16 protein-coding genes, 1 pseudogene and 1 riboswitch are annotated in these 17,362 nt (G+C 65.9%); of the genes and pseudogenes, 5 read left to right on the top strand and 12 right to left on the bottom strand.

From position 1 onward, the window contains the following. Positions 1–40: 40 nt before the first annotated feature. A complete protein-coding gene (locus tag NMG10_RS16205) occupies positions 41–196 on the bottom strand; it encodes a hypothetical protein (protein ID WP_155952705.1) in 156 nt (51 codons plus the stop codon). 167 nt (positions 197–363) lie between these two features. Between NMG10_RS16205 and NMG10_RS16200 the strand changes: the two genes are divergently transcribed. Together NMG10_RS16200 and NMG10_RS16195 are read left to right on the top strand one after the other, a co-directional pair. Continuing rightward, positions 364–735, top strand: coding sequence for a GFA family protein (locus tag NMG10_RS16200; RefSeq protein WP_232857425.1), 372 nt, complete (start codon positions 364–366; stop codon positions 733–735). Positions 736–958: 223 nt separating this feature from the next. Beyond that, complete coding sequence (locus tag NMG10_RS16195; protein ID WP_254464710.1) at positions 959–1,393, top strand: VOC family protein; 435 nt, start codon at positions 959–961, stop codon at positions 1,391–1,393. Between the two features lie 549 nt (positions 1,394–1,942). Here the strand turns inward: NMG10_RS16195 and NMG10_RS16190 are convergent. The 4 genes from NMG10_RS16190 to NMG10_RS16175 form a co-directional block, all read right to left on the bottom strand. Continuing rightward, positions 1,943–2,728, bottom strand: a complete 786-nt coding sequence (locus tag NMG10_RS16190; protein ID WP_254464709.1) for an ABC transporter ATP-binding protein — start codon at positions 2,726–2,728, stop codon at positions 1,943–1,945. Then, positions 2,725–3,741, bottom strand: a complete 1,017-nt coding sequence (locus NMG10_RS16185) for an iron ABC transporter permease (RefSeq protein ID WP_254464708.1) — start codon at positions 3,739–3,741, stop codon at positions 2,725–2,727. The genes NMG10_RS16190 and NMG10_RS16185 overlap by 4 nt, the downstream gene beginning before the upstream one ends. Then, positions 3,738–4,751, bottom strand: a complete 1,014-nt coding sequence (locus tag NMG10_RS16180; RefSeq protein ID WP_254464707.1) for an ABC transporter substrate-binding protein — start codon at positions 4,749–4,751, stop codon at positions 3,738–3,740. The genes NMG10_RS16185 and NMG10_RS16180 overlap by 4 nt, the downstream gene beginning before the upstream one ends. A 113-nt stretch (positions 4,752–4,864) precedes the next feature. After that, a riboswitch (cobalamin riboswitch) is annotated at positions 4,865–5,063 on the bottom strand. Positions 5,064–5,090: 27 nt separating this feature from the next. Further along, positions 5,091–6,260 carry a DUF1624 domain-containing protein gene (locus NMG10_RS16175; RefSeq protein ID WP_254464706.1) on the bottom strand — a complete coding sequence of 390 codons (1,170 nt, stop codon included), beginning with the start codon at positions 6,258–6,260 and terminating at the stop codon, positions 5,091–5,093. Positions 6,261–6,336: 76 nt separating this feature from the next. On the opposite strand from NMG10_RS16175, the gene NMG10_RS16170 reads away from it, so the two are divergent. Continuing rightward, a complete protein-coding gene (locus tag NMG10_RS16170; RefSeq protein ID WP_254464705.1) occupies positions 6,337–7,236 on the top strand; it encodes an MFS transporter in 900 nt (299 codons plus the stop codon). 125 nt (positions 7,237–7,361) lie between these two features. On the opposite strand, the gene NMG10_RS16165 is transcribed toward NMG10_RS16170, so the two are convergent. From NMG10_RS16165 to NMG10_RS16150, 4 genes and pseudogenes are all read right to left on the bottom strand, one after another. Next, the gene (locus NMG10_RS16165) at positions 7,362–7,619 is read right to left on the bottom strand and encodes a PAAR domain-containing protein (protein WP_234562395.1); all 258 of its coding nucleotides are present in this window, start codon (positions 7,617–7,619) and stop codon (positions 7,362–7,364) included. Then, entirely contained in the window at positions 7,616–8,434 is an 819-nt protein-coding gene (locus tag NMG10_RS16160; RefSeq protein ID WP_234562394.1) for a DUF6708 domain-containing protein, read from the bottom strand. Before NMG10_RS16160 ends, NMG10_RS16165 begins: the two co-directional genes overlap by 4 nt. Next, positions 8,431–11,688 (bottom strand): T6SS effector BTH_I2691 family protein, encoded by a 3,258-nt coding sequence (locus NMG10_RS16155; RefSeq protein ID WP_254464704.1) that lies wholly within the window; start codon positions 11,686–11,688, stop codon positions 8,431–8,433. The genes NMG10_RS16160 and NMG10_RS16155 overlap by 4 nt, the downstream gene beginning before the upstream one ends. A 143-nt stretch (positions 11,689–11,831) precedes the next feature. After that, positions 11,832–12,035: pseudogene (locus NMG10_RS16150) on the bottom strand (type VI secretion system tip protein VgrG); the annotation flags it as partial. A 274-nt stretch (positions 12,036–12,309) separates the two neighbouring features. Here NMG10_RS16150 and NMG10_RS16145 point away from each other — a divergent pair. Then, a complete protein-coding gene (locus NMG10_RS16145; protein WP_337994567.1) occupies positions 12,310–12,561 on the top strand; it encodes a hypothetical protein in 252 nt (83 codons plus the stop codon). Positions 12,562–12,564: 3 nt separating this feature from the next. Here the strand turns inward: NMG10_RS16145 and NMG10_RS16140 are convergent, their stop codons facing one another. From NMG10_RS16140 to NMG10_RS16130, 3 genes are all read right to left on the bottom strand, one after another. Continuing rightward, the gene (locus NMG10_RS16140) at positions 12,565–13,197 is read right to left on the bottom strand and encodes a LysE family translocator (protein ID WP_232856454.1); all 633 of its coding nucleotides are present in this window, start codon (positions 13,195–13,197) and stop codon (positions 12,565–12,567) included. Between the two features lie 242 nt (positions 13,198–13,439). Then, positions 13,440–14,447, bottom strand: coding sequence for an aldo/keto reductase (locus tag NMG10_RS16135; RefSeq protein WP_254464702.1), 1,008 nt, complete (start codon positions 14,445–14,447; stop codon positions 13,440–13,442). Positions 14,448–14,536: 89 nt separating this feature from the next. After that, on the bottom strand, positions 14,537–16,036 hold the full coding sequence (locus NMG10_RS16130) for an FAD-dependent oxidoreductase (RefSeq protein WP_254464701.1): 1,500 nt from the start codon (positions 16,034–16,036) through the stop codon (positions 14,537–14,539). 182 nt (positions 16,037–16,218) lie between these two features. Here NMG10_RS16130 and NMG10_RS16125 point away from each other — a divergent pair, with 182 nt between their 5' ends. Next, a complete protein-coding gene (locus NMG10_RS16125) occupies positions 16,219–17,361 on the top strand; it encodes a MexC family multidrug efflux RND transporter periplasmic adaptor subunit (protein ID WP_254464700.1) in 1,143 nt (380 codons plus the stop codon). The last annotated feature ends 1 nt before the right edge of the window (position 17,362 follow it).

Below are 17,362 nucleotides of genomic sequence, written 5' to 3'. Positions count from 1 at the left end.
GTAAGGCCTGGGAGTGTACTGCAAACCCGTGGTGGTGGAATCAGCGTTGCAGCGGATTGCGCAGGCGCACCCAGAGAATCGCCGGCAGGGCCATCAGCAGCCATTTCAGGTAGCGGTTGACTTCGTAGTGTTCGCAGGCAACGCCGATGAGGGTGCAGACCACCACCACGGCCACGAACTGGATCATTCTTTCCATCAGCAGGTTTCCATCATTGCAGGGGCCGGAAGGGCCGCGGGGCGCACTGTAGCAGGCGACGCAGGCAGGGCAGATCGGCATGCCACACGGCGTAACACTTTTGCACCACTGGTAGGCGCGAGGTTGGCTATTGTGCGGCAATCCCGGCAGCCAAGGAAGGTAACCCCATGACCCGCTACAAAGGTGGCTGCCTGTGCGGCCGTATCCGGTTCTCCGCCAGCGGCGAGCCGCGTTTTCCGCATACCTGCTCGTGCGGGCAGTGCCAGCGACATTCCGGCAGCCTGACCCTGTGCTGGGTGGAGTTCGACAAGGCAGCGGTCGCCTGGACCGGGGAGGGTGGATTGCCTGCGCTGTACCGCTCGTCCGAGGGCTCCTGCCGTGCGTTCTGTGCCACCTGCGGCAGTTCCCTCGGGGCCATTGACGATGCGCCGACGGTGGCCTTGCTGCTGGGCTGCTTCGATGCCAAGGGCGACCAGGCCCTGCGGCCGAGTTCGCATTCGTTTCGGGCTTGTCGGCCGCGTTGGTGGAGGGTGGGGTGAAGGTTGGGGATTGGGGGGAGGCTGACAGGTGTTCGGCGAGGGCCTTGCAGCGCCTGTGAGATCGAGCGCCGCCCGCGCGGCGCATCGCGGGACAAGCCCGCTCCTACATCTATTGCAACGTGCCGAACCTGTTGGGCCATGGTTGCCCGCCTTGGCGCACGACTTGAGATTGAGTAAGGGATATCATGTGCGCCACTTTCCCATGCCGCTCAAGGACGATTGCATGCTGCAGCGCAACAAGATGGTGCCCGAACTGATCGTCAGTGACCTCGATCGCAGTCTGGATTTCTGGGTTTCGTTGTTGGGGTTCGAGATTGCCTATCAGCGCCCTGAGCAGGGCTTTGCCTACCTCGACCTGCAGGGCGCGCAGGTCATGCTCGAGCAGTTCGACGCCGAGGATCACTGGCTTACCGGGCCCCTGGAAAAACCCTTGGGGCGGGGGATCAACCTGCAGATCGACGTCGTGGCGGTCGCGCCGCTGGTCGAACGGCTCGAGCGCCAGCGCTGGCCGCTGTTCCAGGCGTGCGAAGACGTCTGGTATCGCGCCGACGCCATTGAAGTGGGGCTGCGGCAGTTTCTGGTACAGGATCCGGATGGTTATCTGCTGAGGCTGGCGCAACGGATGGGCGAGCGTCCGGCACAGTCGAATCTGCGGTAGAGTCCGTGTCCTGCTCATTTGCGCTGTCGCGCTGCAAGCAACCTTACCAGCATTACCAACGTGGGAGCGGGCTTGCCCCGCGATCACGGTGCTCCACGGTCTTGGGGCCAGTCCTTTCAAGGTTTGGACGCGGGTGGTTATTGACTGCATTAGGGCTACTAGGTGCTTGCCACGAGCTTTGCAGCGCCTATGAGATCGAGCGCCGCCCGCGCGGCGCATCGCGGGACAAGCCCGCTCCTACATCTGTTTCGGGCCAGTCACTCCTGTGAGGTTATCGCTGTCCGCCTTGGCTCATGCCTCAAGTCGTGCGGGGCGGCAGTGATGCCCACGCTGAAACCGCGTCGTACCAACAGGGCGGACCAGGTAATGGCACAGGAGAAATTGGCCCGAAACAGATGTAGGAGCGGGCTTGTCCCGCGATGCGCCGCGCGGGCGGCGCTCGATCTCATAGGCGCTGCAAGGGGCGCGGCGAGCACCTGGTGGCCTTGATACAATCAATAACCCCGCCTCCAAAGACCTTTATAGGGCTGTAAAGCCCCCCCAGCCATTTCAGGCACGAAACCGCAGCACCCGCGCCCCATCATACGGATCGACCAGGTAATGAGCCTGAACCCCAAACGTCCCCAATAACCGCTCCGGCGTCAGCACCATTTCAGGCTTCCCCAAGGCCACCAACCGCCCTTGATCCAGGACAGCCAACCGGTCACAGGTCAACGCCTGGTTCAGATCATGCAAGGCCACCAGGGTAGTCACCGGCAACGCCTGCACCTGCCGCAACAGGCTCAACTGGTGCTGGATATCAAGATGATTGGTCGGCTCGTCCAGCAGCAGCACCTGCGGCCGCTGGGCCAGGGCCCGGGCGATGTGCACGCGCTGGCGTTCGCCGCCGGACAGCTCGCCCCACAGGCGCCGACGTAGGTGGCCGGCATCGGCGTCGGCCAGCGCCTGCTCGACGATCGCACGGTCATCCGCGCCGAACGGCGCCAGGGCCGACAACCACGGCGTGCGGCCGAGGGCCACGGCGTCATACACACAGATGGCGTCCAGGGTGTCGGCTTGCTGTTCGACCAGCGCCAGGCTTTGCGCCACGCGCCGACGCGGCATGCGCTCCAGCGCCTCGCCCAGCAAGTGCACGCCGCCACTGCTGGGCGTGCGCAGGCCGGCGAGCAGCTTGAGCAGGGTGGACTTGCCCGAGCCGTTGGGGCCGACCACGCCGAGGGTCTCGCCGGGCATCACGCTCAGGTCGATGTCTTGCAGCACTTCGCGGTCGCCCAGGCGCAGGCTTAGGCCCTCGCAGGCAAGCGGGGCGTGGGCGATGGCGGTCATCACGGTCATGGACGCCCCCGGCGGCTGACCAGGATCAACGCGAACACCGGCGCGCCGATCAAGGCGGTGACCACGCCCACCGGGATCACCTGGCCGGCGATCAGGGTGCGCGAGAGGATGTCGGCGACGATCAGGAACAACGCGCCGCCCAGCGCGCTGGCCGGCAGCAGGCGGCTGTGCCCGGGGCCGAGCAACAGGCGCAGGGCATGGGGGATGACCAGGCCGACGAAACCGATGGCGCCGACGATCGAGACCATCACCGCGGTCACCAGCGCCGTGCAACTGATCAGCAACAATTGCGTGCGTCGCACCGGCACGCCCAGCGAGGCCGCCGAGTCGGCGCCGAAGGTGAAGGCGTCCAGCGCCCGGCGGTGCCACAGGCACACCGCCAGCCCGACCACGGCCACCGGCAGCGCCAGCCACACCGCTGGCCAGCGCACGCCGCTGAGGTTGCCCAGCAGCCAGAACAGGATGCCTCGGGCCTGTTCGGCGGTTGCCGACTTGGTGATCAGAAAGGCCGTCAGCGCGTTGAATAGCTGCGAGCCGGCGATGCCGGCGAGGATCACCTGCGCATTGTCCTGTCGGCTGCCGCTGGCCCGCGACAGCACCAGCACCAGGGCGAACGCGGCCAGCGCGCCAATGAAGGCGCCGGCCGACAGCGACAGCACCGCGCCACCGAGGCCGAACAGGCCCACCGCCACGGCGCCGGTCGAGGCGCCCGCCGACAGGCCCAGCAGGTACGGCTCGGCCAGCGGGTTGCGCAGCAGCGCCTGGAGGATCACCCCGCAGGTCGCCAGCCCCGCGCCGCAGGCGGCGGCCACCAGGGTGCGCGGCAGGCGGTAGTTCCAGACGATGCCGGCGTCGATCGGGTCGAGCGCATGACCGGCCTGCCACAACTGGTTGGCCAGCACCTGCCAGACCACCTCGGCGCTGATCCGTGTCTCGCCGATGGCGATCCCGGCGAGCATGGTCAGGCACAGGGCGAGCAGCGCGAAGGCGCTGATGGGCAGCAAGCGGCTCATGGTTGTGGCGCTTTACCGCTGGCAAAGGCGCTGGACAGCACCTCCAGGCCACGGAACAGGCGGATGCCGGCCTGCATGGCGTCGGCGTCGAGGACGATGATCCGGCCTTGCCTGACCGCGTCCATGTTGCGGGTCACCGGGTCGCTGCGCAGGAACTCGAGTTTTTTCCGGTAGTCGTCGGCGGGGTAGCGGCGGCGGTCCATGCGCGCGACGATCAGCCAGGTGGGGTTGGCCCTGGCCAGGGTCTCCCAGCCCACCGCCGGCCATTCTTCGCTGGATTCGACCACGTTGCGCACGCCGAGGGTCTGCAGCATGAAGTCGGCCACGCCCTGGCGACCGGCGACGTAAGGATCGACCTTGAGGTCGGCGCTGGAGAACCAGAACAGCGCGCTGGTGTGGCTCAGGTCCTGGCCGGCCAGGCGTTGCCGGGCCTGGTCCAGCTGGCCCTTGAGCTCGGCATTGAGGCGTTCGCCGCGATCCTGCACGTCGAAGATCTCGGCCAGTTGGCTGACGCTTTTGTAGATGGTGTCGATCCTGAACGGCTGCAGGCGGGTACCGTCGGCGCCCACCAGGTTGTCCTTGCCTTCGCAATCCGAGGGCAGCAGGTAGGTGGGAATGCCCAGTTCCGCGAACTGTTCGCGGGTGCCGACCGCGCCCTGGGCGCCGACCATCCATTCGAACTGCGCCGTCACCAGCTGCGGGCGCTTGCCGACCACCGCCTCGAAGCCCGGTTCGTTGTCGGCCAGGCGCTCGACCTTGTCGTTCTGCGCCTTGAACTCGGGCAGCACGTTGTTGAACCACAGCGAAGTACCCGCCAGCCGCTCGCCCAGGCCCAGGGCATAGAGCAGCTCGGTGCCGGCCTGGCCGATGGTCACCGCGCGCTGCGGGGCCTGGGCGAAGGTCTGCGGCAGGCCGCAGTTGTCGACGGTCAGCGGGTAGCGGGTGGCGTCGGCGTGGGCCAGGCCCGCCAGTGACAGGCCGGCGAGCAGGGTGGCGAGGCGGTGCGGCATGGTGGGGCGATCTCCTGTCGGGTGGTACACGGAATGGCCCACGGACAGGCATCGCCAGGCGTCGTGCGGCAAGCACGCGGCCAGGGGCGGATGACCATCCCGGACACCCCGCCGGTTGGTGAATGCGTGCCGGCAGGTCTCCTGACTGGTGCGTCCTGGCCGGCGCCGGCCTTCCCGGGTCGGCAGACCCAGTGGCATCGATGGCGCAGGCTCGGCACCTACAGTTGCGGGGGCAGTTCCCTTTGGCCCGCTCTCGGCGCGCCCGGGATTCCCTTTTGATTCCGTGTGGAAACCGGCGGGCGGCATGGTAGACCATCGGGCCATCGGCTGAAAACGCTTTTACAGGTACTTGAGCCAGGCGATGTCGCGCCGCCGCGCCTTGAGCCGGGCGAAGCCGCGCACCGGCAGGTACAGGGCGATCGCCAGCAGTACCGCGACCAGCCACACCGCGCCGATGCCGTCGAAGCCGAAATGGCTGCCCTGGTTCAGGCCGAACAGCGCCACGCAGGCTACATACAGCAGCTTGAGCACATACAGGTGCAGCAGGTAGAAGAACATCGGCGCTGCGCCGAACACCGCCAGCGGGCCGATCCAGCGGGCCTCGCCGGCCCGCTCGAAACCGCGCAGCAGCAACAGGCCGACGCCCAGGGTAATGGCCAGGAACAGCAGCGACGGCGGGTACTTGGTGATGTTGAAGAAGCTCATCAGCGTTTGGCCGACGCTGGGGTAGAAGGCCCACGGCGCCTCGCCGTAGCCGTTGAGCAGGCGCACGACGATAAAGCCGAGCAGCAGCATCACACCGCCCAGCAGCAAGCGCTGCTGGCGCTCGCCGGCGTCGCTGCCGCGTCTGAACCAGGGGCCGAGCCCGTAGCCCAGGGCGATCACGCCGATCCATGGCAGCACCGGATAGGAGGTACGCAGGCGCAGGCTGTCGGACAGCTCCAGCCAGCTGCGCTCGTGCAGGATCGCCCAGGGTACATGCAGCGCCGAGTGTGGCGCGAAATGCAGGCCATCGAGCAGGTTGTGGCCGGCGACGATCAGCGCGCCCAGGGCGAGCAGCAGCGGGCGTGGCAGCCACACCAGCAGCGACAGGGCGATCATGCTCAGGCCGATGGCCCAGATCACCTGCAGGTAGATCACGCCCGGCGGCAACTGGAAGGTCCAGGCGAAGTTGACCAGGGTGAGCTCCAGTAGCACCAGGAACAGGCCGCGCTTGAACAGGAACGCCGCTACATCGCCCCGGCCCTGGTGCTTTCCGCCGTAGAGCCAGGCCGACAGCCCGGTGAGCAGCACGAACACTGGCGCGCACAGGTGCGCCAGGGTGCGGCTGACGAACAGGCTGGGGTCGGTGGCGTCGATCGCGTCGATGGTCATCGGGTCGCTGACCTGGCGGTGCAGGAAGAAGGTTTCGCGTACGTGGTCCAGCAGCATGAACAGGATCACCAGGCCGCGCAGGGCGTCGATGCTGTGCAGGCGTTGGCTGGGGAGGGCGGTCGGGAGGCTGGTCATCGAGGCGGGTCGCAGGCAGGAATAACATTCAAATGAAATGTTATTTTATTTCATTTGTCTGTGCCTGGATACAGGCATGCACTGGCGTTCAGTCTGGATCAGCCCTGAATCAGCGGCCCCAGCCGCTCGGCCAGGGCCTGGACCATCGCGCTTACCTTGGGCAGATGCCCGCGGTTGCGGCGCCAGGGGGCTGTTTATCTCCATCCTGCTGCTGTTCGCCGCCTTCAATGCTCTGTCGGCGCTGGCGCCGAACGTCTGGGTACTGGCCCTGGCGCGGTTCCTCGCCGCGCTGGCCCTGCCGGTGTACTGGGGCACCGCCAGCGAAAGCGCCGGGCTGTGCCTGCTGGTGGCGCTGCTGATGTGGGCCTGGCTGCCGTCCCTGCCGGCGGTTCCGGCCCGCGCCGCAGGGGAGCGGCAGACGGTGATTCTCAAGGACCGTCGTTTCATCGCCCATGTGCTGCTTTCGGCGCTGGTGTTCACCGCTATATTCACTGCCTACACCTACCTGGCCGAGATCCTCGAGCAGCTCGCCGCCGTGCCGGCCAACGCGGTCGGTTGGTGGCTGATGGGCTTTGGCCTGGTGGGCATGCTCGGCAACGCCCTGGCCGGACGGATCGTCGATCGCAGCCCGCTGCGGGCCACGCTGCTGCTGTTGGCGATGCTGGCCTTGGGCATGGGCCTGGTCACCCCGGTGATCGGCAACCCGCTGCTGCTGGTGGGCGCCCTGGCACTGTGGGGCATCGCCTACACGGCGCTGTTCCCGGTGTGCCAGGTGCGGGTGATGCGCGCCGGCGCCAAGGCCCAGGCCCTGGCCGGGACCCTCAACGTGTCGGCGGCCAACGCGGGCATCGCCGCCGGTGCCGCGCTGGGGGGCGCGGCGATCCAGGGGCTTGGTCTGGCTGCGCTGGGTTATGTGGCTTGTGGGTTTGCGGTGCTGGTGTGGGTGGCCACGTTGGTACTGCAACGGAGCGAGTGAGGCCTGTTCCACCCTCTGGCACAGATGCCTTTGCCCTCCACGTGGGGAGGGCAAGGGTGGCAATGGCCGACAGGTTGTCCTTGAACCGGCCAGCCCGATCGACGGTTTCGCTCTGATCGGTTTTCTTAGTCGAGAAGCCACCCCGAGTCCCCCTCGACAAGCGTGCCGCCATGACTGGTGCGATCGCCCTGGCGTGCAACGCGCTTGCCATCGATGAGAAAGTGCGCGGCCCCTGTCTCGATCAGCGCCCCACAGCTGATACGATCCCCAATCCGGGCAACGGGTTTACCATTGAACTGATAGGTTTCGCTGCCGGTTTCCACCACACCCGCGCCATGCAGTGGACACTCGTGCAGGTGGCCTAAAAGTACGACCGGTTTCACGTGTGTTCTCCTGCGGCAGGGCCGGTACGTGACTCACGGTCTATCGCTTCAGGCCATTGCACCCTGGGGGCCAGTCGGCGAATGGGGGTGAGTTCGAAGTCATTGTCCCAATTGCGGGGTGGGCGAACAAAGGTGGGAAGGGCGTCTGGGCCCTGTTGCATGAAAAGTCTGATGATCTCCCAGTATCGCTTTCCATCCTCGATGCTATGGGTGAAGAAAAGACGGTCGATGATTTCGTCGGTGCCTGGCTTGCGGACTGCAATAAGGACGTTCTCGACGAGTCCGCCATTGCCCATGGGAGCGTAGACACTACAGACTTCGGCGATAAGGTCTTTCCAATCGTAGGCTACGGGTCGTACCCCCCATTTCTTTCGGCTGAATATGTAGAAGCGATCAAATCGATATTCATAAAAATAAACTTTTTGCCTGAGTCGATTGAAGCGGATTGGTTCGTTGCGTGGGAGTTCTATGTCTAAGCGCACGAACGGTATCATTGCCCAGTATGCGGCTGTGGTTATTGTTAGGCCTATAGCTATGATTTTCGCTTCGCTGATGCCGATTTCTGTTATTGTGCTGAGTGTAGTGTATAAATATAATATAAGTCCGAATGATAAGGTGATACTTCCGCCAATTGAGGCAATGCCTCTAATGCTCACGCTTGATCTGGGGATCTCCAAATAAGTGTTATTTATTTTGCTTGGTGTGGGTGGTAGTGGGAGTGAATTTAATCGTTGGGTTGGCTCTTCGTGGGGAAGAGCTAGATCATATTTCCAACCTAGGGGATGGCGAGGTAGATATTCATTGATTTTAGTCATTCGTTGACCGCCGGGATTTCTAAGTGTGCGTAGGCCTCGGGAGAGTTTCGGTCTGGCCAGTAAGTGACGTTAAAAGTTGCAGCCTGTATGCTGTGCCTGCCAAGGCTTGGGGTGAGTTCTATATGGCCGGTTATGAACTCGGTGGTAGTGGATCCCCCGGAGTGCAGTACGACAGATTTTTTACTGGTTTTTTGGCTGAGGGTATCTACTCTGTAGTCTTTAGCTTTGTGAGAGGGGCGCGACGACGGCTTTTTCTGTGAAGTTGGCAGCGGGTGTAAAACCTCATGGGACCCTGAGGCGATTGTTTCTCCGCTTGTGTAGTTGGACGGAACCCCATCGCCATGTCGATGAACAGTCAGGGACCAGTGATAGCTGTAGCTGGAGGCATTAATGTTGGGGAGGAGGATCTTGAATGTCAGCTTTTGCTCGGTGGCGGCTTGGGCAATCCATCCGATTTTAGCCGTGAGCGTGGGGTCGGCTCTTTGGGATTCGAATTTTAGGCCTGCCTCAATGCCCAATGTAGCAGCGTTTAGCTCTGCAAAAGCGATATCAGCATGCTCAGGGAACTCCCAGTGGATGGCGGGGGTTTCATTTGCCTTGCCGAAGTAACAACGCCTTGCCCAGCGCTCTAAGGGGCTTGACTCAAGGCTTTCTGCAATCTTTTTAGCACCGTAAGAGATGGCAGCAAGGATGATTGCTATTCCTAGCGGCCCCAAAAAGGTAGGAACGAATACTGCGTATACCGAGGCCACTGTCCCCAGGCCAAATCCCATAGCCGATAAGACATAAGCATGCATAGCGGTATTATCTCCGCTTACAGACGTTCGCCTTAAGGCAAACACTGCCTGTGCCGTATCGTAAATCCCGGCCACGGCCCCCATGACGGCACCTACCCTGACCGTTGCCCGCCCCATTTCTATGGCCGTGGCCATCCGTGCCGTCCCCGCAGGCGTCATGGGGATCCTGGTGTTGATCTGCGTGGCGCCGGTCCTGATGATCAAGCCCAGCGTCTCGATCCCTCCGCCAAGAATCGCCAGCTTGGACCCATGCAACGCCATCACCGCTTCCCTGGATTTATCGCCGATCTCGATTTCCGCCTTTTCCAGATTCTTCGCCAGGCTGTCGTGGGTCAGGTACAAACCGCCCAGGGCCAGCAGGAGCTCCCAGCTGCCCGCCACGCCGCGCACGCCGGTGAAGCTGGTACGTACCAACTGCGCCGCCTGCTTCGCGGTGATGCGCATGCCGTGGAGCAGTTGCCGGGCGCTGGCGTCGAGGGTTCCTGCGGCGACCGAGAGGTTGACCAGGCTGATCTGCGCGGCGTCGCTGAGCTGGTTGACGCGCAGACCGGCTTCCTGGGCCAGGCGCTCCTGCAGCACGTCGGCTGTGCCCTCGACCCAGACGCTGACGGTGATGACGCTGTGCGCCAGCTTCGGGTCGAGCACCGCCAGGCTCAGCAGCCCGTGCTGGATGACTGGCCGCACCCAGCGCCTGGACGCGCTCACCCCGTCATCGAATTCGCGCAGGCCCAGGAGCATGCGCTCGCGGGCCTTGGCGGTCTGCGCGCTGGCCTTGTGCTGCAGCTCGCGCAGGTGGGCACTCTGCAGGGCGTAGTACTCGCTGAGCTTCATCTGCACCTGCAGCTCGATCAGTTGCACGCCGTTGTACAGCCACTGGCTGGCGCTGTTCAGGCGCATCACGGCGCGCTGCACGCCGGGCGGTAGCAGGGGCTTCAGGCGCAGGCTGGCGCCATTGATCGCGCCTTGCGTCTCGGCGATGGCCTGGCGCAGGGTGTCACGCAGGTTCAAGCCGGCATCGTCACTGGCGATGACCTTGCTCAGCGCCCCATAGAGCTTCTCGCTGTCGCCCCAGTCGGTGGGATCGGTGGTGGAAAAACTGGGCAGCAACGCGGCGAGCAAGGCCCGGTCGCGCAGGAGCACGGCGCGGTAGGGCGGGCTGTTGGGATCCTGCAGCCAGCGCTGCCACAGCGCCGCGCTGCTGCCCAGGGCAGGGGCGCGGGCTTCGCCGTCCGCGTCGGGGGCTTCGGTGACGCCACCGGCCAGGCACAGGGCCATGGTCTTGCTGTAGGCGATGCCGGACTCGCGGTCGTCGCCGTCGTAGTCGTGTTCCTCGATGGTGTGGAACAGGCTGCTGTCGCAGAGTTGGGTGTAGGCCTGGGTGTTCAGGTCGATGTAGCGCTGGTACTCGGCTTCCTGGCGTTCGTACTCGGCCTGGAAGCCTGCGCGCAGGGGCTCGTGGTAGCGCTCCTCGAGCCGGGCGACGCCGTCGCGGGCGCGCCGTTCGACCTCGCGCTGGCGCTCGACCTGCGGGTCGACGAACACCGGTGGGCCATCGCCGCTGTGGGGCTCGAAGGACGGGGTCTGCTGTTCGGCCCAGGGCCATTGCATGGCGCGCAGGGTCAGCAGGATCTGCGAGGTCTGCAGCTGATAGGCGCGCAGCGGGTCCTCGCGCCATTGCTGGCGCCGGGCGATCCAGTTGAGGCGCTGGTGGTTGTACTCCTGGACCAGGCCGACGGTGTCGTCGAGCACCAGGGCGAGCACGCCATGTTCGAGCTGGTGGCGGGCAATGGCGTTGATCAGGTAGCCGCGGGTGGCGGTCTGGCGCAGCAGGCGGCTGTGAAAGCCATGGACACTGTCGAAGGCGCCGGGCAGTTGCTGGTTGTACTCGAAGACCTGGCGGTCCACCTGCAGCTCGCTGAGGGTCATGGCCAGGCCGAGCTGGGCGGGGGCGCTGCGGGCGAGGGCGAGGTCCAGCACCTGGAAGCGCTCGGGCGGGGTCTTGGCGTTGCGGTAGGTATTGAGCACGCTGGGTGGCCAGGCGTCGCTGCTGAAGGCGATCCAGGCGGTGGAGAAGGCCTCGGTGTCGACGGTGAGGAAGGAGGAGGGGATGTCGTGGTTTTCGCCCAGGCACTGGCGGGCGAGCAGGCGCGGTGGCGCGGGTGGCGGCTCGATAGGGTTGAAGCGGCGCAGGTGGGCCTCGTCGGTGACTTCGTAGGCGTACCAGATGCGCTGGTCGAGCAGGAGATACAGGTAGCCGGTGCGCAGGGTGCGCAGCCCCAAGCGGGTGGCCACCTGGTCACCGCCGGCCAGGGGGTGGCGGTAGGCCGGGCGCAGGTCCGGGACCAGGGCGCGGCGCAGGGGCAGGATGGGCAGACCCTTGCGTTCGCAGGCCTGGCACTGGTCGTGGGGCAGGACGGATTCGGCGATGACGTGGGCGATTCGCTTGCTGAGGGTCATGGGCGTACTCCGGATTGAGGCAGGTTTGCAAGCACATACCGCCAGTTGGATTCGGTGTATTCGGCGAGTGTCTGGGTCAGCGGGATCTGCGCATGCACGGCTTTGTCGATCAGTGTGCGGAGCGCAGGGTAGGTATGCAGCTGCGGGCGCTGGCCGCGTAGGATGGTGAACAGCGCGGGTTTGTCGAGCAGGTGGCCGAAATCGACGTTGTCTTCGTAGCTGACCAGTTCGAGCACCAGCCTGAACGGGGTGCTGAGGGCTTCGTCGAGGGTGAACGAGACCACTTCGAACGGGTCCTGGCTGGCCAGGGGCTCGAAGCGGTAGCTCAAGTTGGATTGATTGGGCATGAGAGGTCCTTCGGATACGGCTGTCCATGAACGAGACAGTGCTCGCCGTTGCCTGGCTGTTGCGGAATGCCCCCGTCGGTTACTGCTGCATGAAGGCGTTGAGAGCCTCAGGCAGAGCGACGGTGACGCAGACCTGAAACACTAGCGAGGAACGGATTGTGGGTGGTCGACAGGGCTTCCCAAATCCGCGTAGGACGTTTCTCTGATTTTCCCTTTAAGGGCTATTTGGCAGCATTCGCTTACAGTTCTGGGGAGAACCTGCCTGAGGATGCCCATGCCCGAAGCCCGCGAGCAGATCGACGCCCGCATCGCCAGCCTTGCCGACTGGCGTGGTCCGCGCCTAGCCCGGCTCAGGGCGCAGATCCACCAGGCCTACCAGGACAAGCTCAAGCTGACCTTCGCCCAAGGCGCGCGCCTGTCCGACCCGGCCGGGTTGTTCAATGCCAGCCTTGAGGGCAACACCCGCCGGGCCATCGACCTATCATCCTGGTCCGTCATCACCCAGGCCTTGCGAGGGAGCCGGTGAGCGTCACACCGCCCGGGCGTTGAGCAGGCGCACGCCCAGGCCGATGAACAGTGCGCCGGTGGCGCGCTTGAACCAGGCGGCCAGGGGCGAAGCCTTCAGGCGCAGGCCGAAGCGCCAGGCGGTGAAACAGTAGAAGGAATGCACCAGGCAGACGATCAGCGAGCCGCTCAGGTACATCGCCGCGAACTGGCCGAAGATCGGCCGCCCGGGCTCGAGGAACTGCGGCAGGAAGGCGCAGAAGAACACCAGGGTCTTGGGATTGCTCACCGAGACCAGGAAGGCCTCCACGGCGATCCGCCATTGCGTCTGGGGTGGGGTCGCGACCACCTGGGTCGCCGGGGCGGCGGGGCCTCCTTTACTCAGCAACTGGCGCAGGCCTAGGTAGATCAGGTAGCCGGCGCCGGCCAGTTTCAGCACCAGGAACGCCGTGGGCAGCGAGATCAGCAGGGCGCCCACGCCCATCGCCACGGCGGTGATCGTCAGCAGTTGCGCGGTGAGGTTGCCGAACAGGGTCATGCCCATGCCGGAGGGGCCGTAGCGTAGGGCGTTGCGCACGGTCAGCAGGACGTTGGGGCCGGGGATCAGCGAGGTGAGCAGGTAGGCGAAGGAGAAGGTCAACCAGAGGTGCAGGGCCATGGGAGCGCGTCCTTTGCGCGGGGAAAATCGAACAATGCCAGCAATCGGGGCGGGCCGCCATGGGGGGGCTTGCGGACACATGAACTGTCGATCTGCTGGGGACAGTGTGGGAGCGGCGGTGCGCCGATGCGACGGGCCCCGCGAACACCCGCGAAGCGGGTGCCAGGGATTGCGCAACCTTCATCGCGGGGCAAGCCCGCTCCCACGTTCTATGCTCTACGTCCCAGACCTAGACCTGGGTGTCAGCGTGGCAGGCGCCCGCTGACGAAGTGCGCCACGTCGTTGAACCCAGGCGTCGAGGCATGGCCCGGTGTCACCAGCGAGTCGATGAACGCTTCGTCCTCCGCCGTGATCTTCACCTCCAGCGCGCCGGCATAGGTGTCCCACTGCGCCTCGGTGCGTGGTCCGACGATGGCCGAGCTGACCAGGCGGTTGTTCAGCACCCAGGCGATGGCGAACTCGACGATGCCCACGCCCTTGGCCTCGGTGTAGGCATGGATCTTCTGGGCGATGGCCAGCGACTCCTGGCGCCATTCCACCTCCATGATGCGCTTGTCCTGGCGGCCGGCGCGGCTGCCTTGGTCCGGGGTCGAGCCGGGCGCATACTTGCCGCTGAGCACGCCGCGGGCCAGCGGGCTGAACGGCACCACGCCCAGGCCATGGTAGGCGGCGGCGGTCAGTTGCTCGGGTTCGGCCTGGCGGTTGACGATGTTGTACAGCGGCTGGCTGACCACAGGCTTGGCCACGCCGAGTTTCTCCGCCAGGTTGCAGATCTCGGCGATGCGCCAGCCACGGAAGTTGGACACGCCCCAGTAGCGGATCTTGCCCTGGGCCAGCAGGTCGCCGATGGCGCGCACGGTCTCTTCCAGGGGGACCGAGTGGTCCTCGCGGTGCAGGTAGTAGATGTCCAGGTAGTCGGTGCCCAGGCGCGTGAGGCTGGCCTCGATGGCATTGAACAGGTGCTTGCGCGACAGGCCGCTGCGGTTCGGCACGCCATCGACCGGGCCGTAGCCGGCCTTGGAGGCGATGATCCAGTCGTGGCGGTTGCGCGCCACCGCCTCGCCGACGATCTCCTCGGAACGGCCGCTGTTGTAGACGTCGGCGGTGTCGACGAAATTGATGCCCTGGTCCCAGGCCTTGTCGATGATGCGCAGCGAGTCTTCGGTGCCGGTCTGCTCACCGAACATCATGCTGCCCAGGGTGAGGGCCGAGACGTGCAGGCCGGAGCGGCCGAGGGGGCGGTAGATCATTGCAGATAATCCTTTTCTGACGCCTTGAGGGGGGTTTCCCTCTTTTACACAGTTCCGTCCGGCATTGAAAGCGTGCGGCGGGCGCCGTTTCAATCCGGCCAGGCATCGATCAGATCACGCGCCTCGCGACTCGACAGCGGTCGTTTCAGCCGCTGCGACAGCACCGCCATGGCCCGTGCGTGGCCCTTGGCGATCACCGCCTCGACCTGGTCGTCCAGGCACTGCAGGGCGATGAAGTCGCCCTGTTCCGGGGTGCCGACGTACTCGATGCGGTTCCAGCCGCTGGCATGCCCGAGCACTTCGTAGGTGCGCCCGTGCTGGTAGGTCCAGAAAAACGGCACGTCGTCGTAGCGGCGGTGCTCGCCGAGCATGTTGGCGGCGGCGATCACCCCATGCTGCTGGGCCAGGCGCCAGTGCTCGATGCGCACCGGGCGTCCGGCCAGGGGGAAGGTGGCGATATCACCGGCCGCCCACAGGCCGTCGGCGGCCTGCAGGTGGGCATCCACCGTCAGCGAACGGTCCTCGGCCAGGGGCAGGTCGTGCAGGTAGCCGGTGGCCGGGCTGACGCCGGTGCCGAGCAGCACCAGCGGGGTTGCCAGGCGCTCGCCAGTGGCCAGCAACACGGCCTCGACCCGCTCCCGGCCTTCGAAGCCGCTCACCTCGGTCGGCCCGTGGAATACCACGCCCTTGCGCTCGCCCAGCTGCCGGGCCAGCGGGATGGCGTGACGCGTGACCACATGCACCTGCAGGCCGTACTTGCGCAAGGCGCTGGCGGCCTCCAGGCCGATGAAACCATCGCCGACGATCACCACCGGCTGGCCCGGCTCGGCCAGGTCGAGCAGCTGCGCGGCATCCGTGCGCGAGCGCAGCACGCAGATGCCGGGCAACTGCACGCCGGGGAGCTCGGGGCGCCTGGGTTTGCCGCCGGTGGCCAGCAGGGCGGCGTCGTACTTCAGCTTCTGGCCGTCGGCCAGGGTGATCACGCGCTTGCCGGCATCCACGGCGCGCACCTTGCCGTGCAGGCGCTGCAGCTGGCCGCGGCGCAGGGCGTCCGGGGCCAGCAGGGTCGGCACTTCGTCCACCGGCATCTGCCCGGCGATGACGAACTTGCTCAGGGCGGTGCGATCGTAGGCGTTCGGCTGTTCCTGGTCGATCCACAGCAGGCGCCCGGCAAAGCCATGCTCGAGCAGGGTGGCGATGGCGGCCGAGCCGGCGGCGCCGGCGCCCACCACGACGAAGGTGCGGGCGTCACTGTGGCGCGGCGGTGCTGTCTCGGGCAACGGCTGGTCGTCGACCCAGACCTGGCCATCCCTGAGCTCTACGGCATGGCGGCGCAGGCCGGTCAGGGCCGGCGGTTCGCAGACCGCGCCCTCGTCCACGGCGAAGGCGGCCTTGTGCCAGGGGCAGACCAGCAGCCCGCCACAGACCGCGCCCTCTTCCAGGGGCGCGCCCTCATGCGGGCAGTTGGCCTGGTAGGCCTTCACCAATTCGCCCTGGCGCACCAGGACGATGTCCTCGGTGCCGGCCTGGACGCGCAGGGGGCGGTGTTCCTCGAGCTGGTCGAGGCTGGCCACGGCGTGCAGGGTCATGGCGGATCTCCTCAGGCGTTGTGTTTCATTTGACGCCTGCCATGGGCCTGGACTGCGACGACCCGACGATCGGAGGTGGTCATTACAACTTTTCACAAAAACTTCAAATGAGACTAAATTGACTCAAATCGAATGTGTTAGTACCATTCGCGCCAAATTTAGTTAACGGCTCGGGTGAGTTCATGAGCAATTTGCGTGCAATAGGAGTGGCCAGCTGGCTGGCAGTGGCAGTAGCCCTGGCTGGCTGCGGGGCGGCCGATGAACAGCAGGTCGGCGCTGAAACGGCGTTTCCGGTGGAAATCGTGACCGTGGCCGCCGAGCCACTGGCCCTGGCCTCGACCTTGCCAGGCCGGGTCGAGCCGATGCGGGTGGCCGAGGTGCGTGCGCGGGTGGCCGGCATCGTCCTGCACAAGCGTTTCGAGGAAGGTGCCGACGTCAAGGTCGGCGATGTGCTGTTCCAGATCGACCCGGCGCCGTTCAAGGCCGCCCTGGCCCGCGCCGAGGCCGACCTGGCCCGGGCCCAGGCCGTGCAGCACGAAGCCCAGGCGCGGGTAAAACGCTATGCGCCGCTGGTGAAGATCGAAGCGGTGAGCCAGCAGGACTTCGACAGCGCCACCGCCGAGCTGCGCAGCGCCCAGGCCGCCGTGCGTTCGGCCCAGGCCGACGTGCAGACCGCGCGCCTGAACCTGGGCTATGCCACGGTCACCGCGCCGATCTCCGGGCGCATCGGTCGCGCCCTGGCCACCGAAGGCGCGCTGGTCGGGCAGGGCGATGCCACGCTGATGGCGCGCATCCAGCAGCTCGATCCGATCTACGTCGACTTCACCCAGTCCGCCGCCGACGCCCTGCGCCTGCGCCAGGCCCTCAAGGACGGCGCCCTCGGTGGCGGCGACGACAAGGCGCTGACGGCCCAGGTGGAAGGCACCGACTACCAGCGCCAGGGCGCGCTGATGTTCACCGACGTGGCGGTCGACCGCGGCACCGGCCAGGTCACCCTGCGCGGGCGCTTCGACAATGCCGACGGCATTCTCCTGCCGGGCATGTACGTGCGCGTGCGCACCCCCCAGGGCACCGACCAGCAGGCCATCCTGGTGCCGCAACGGGCGGTGCAGCGCGGCAGCGACGGCGAGGCGCGGGTGATGGTGGTCGGCACTGGCAGCCTGGCCGAGGCGCGCAGCGTGCGCACCGGCGTGATGCAGGGTTCGCGCTGGCAGGTCGTCGAAGGCCTGCGCGGCGGTGACCAGGTCATCGTCGGCAGCCCGGCCGGCCTGGCCCCGGGCATGCCCGTGGTGCCGGCACAGGCGCAGCCGGTCGCGGCGAAATAAG

Source organism: Pseudomonas sp. DVZ6 (genome assembly GCF_024259445.1).
Lineage (GTDB): Bacteria > Pseudomonadota > Gammaproteobacteria > Pseudomonadales > Pseudomonadaceae > Aquipseudomonas > Aquipseudomonas peradeniyensis.
The sequence above is the reverse complement of the archived record's forward strand: the minus strand, read 5'-3'. Positions and strand labels throughout refer to the sequence as shown.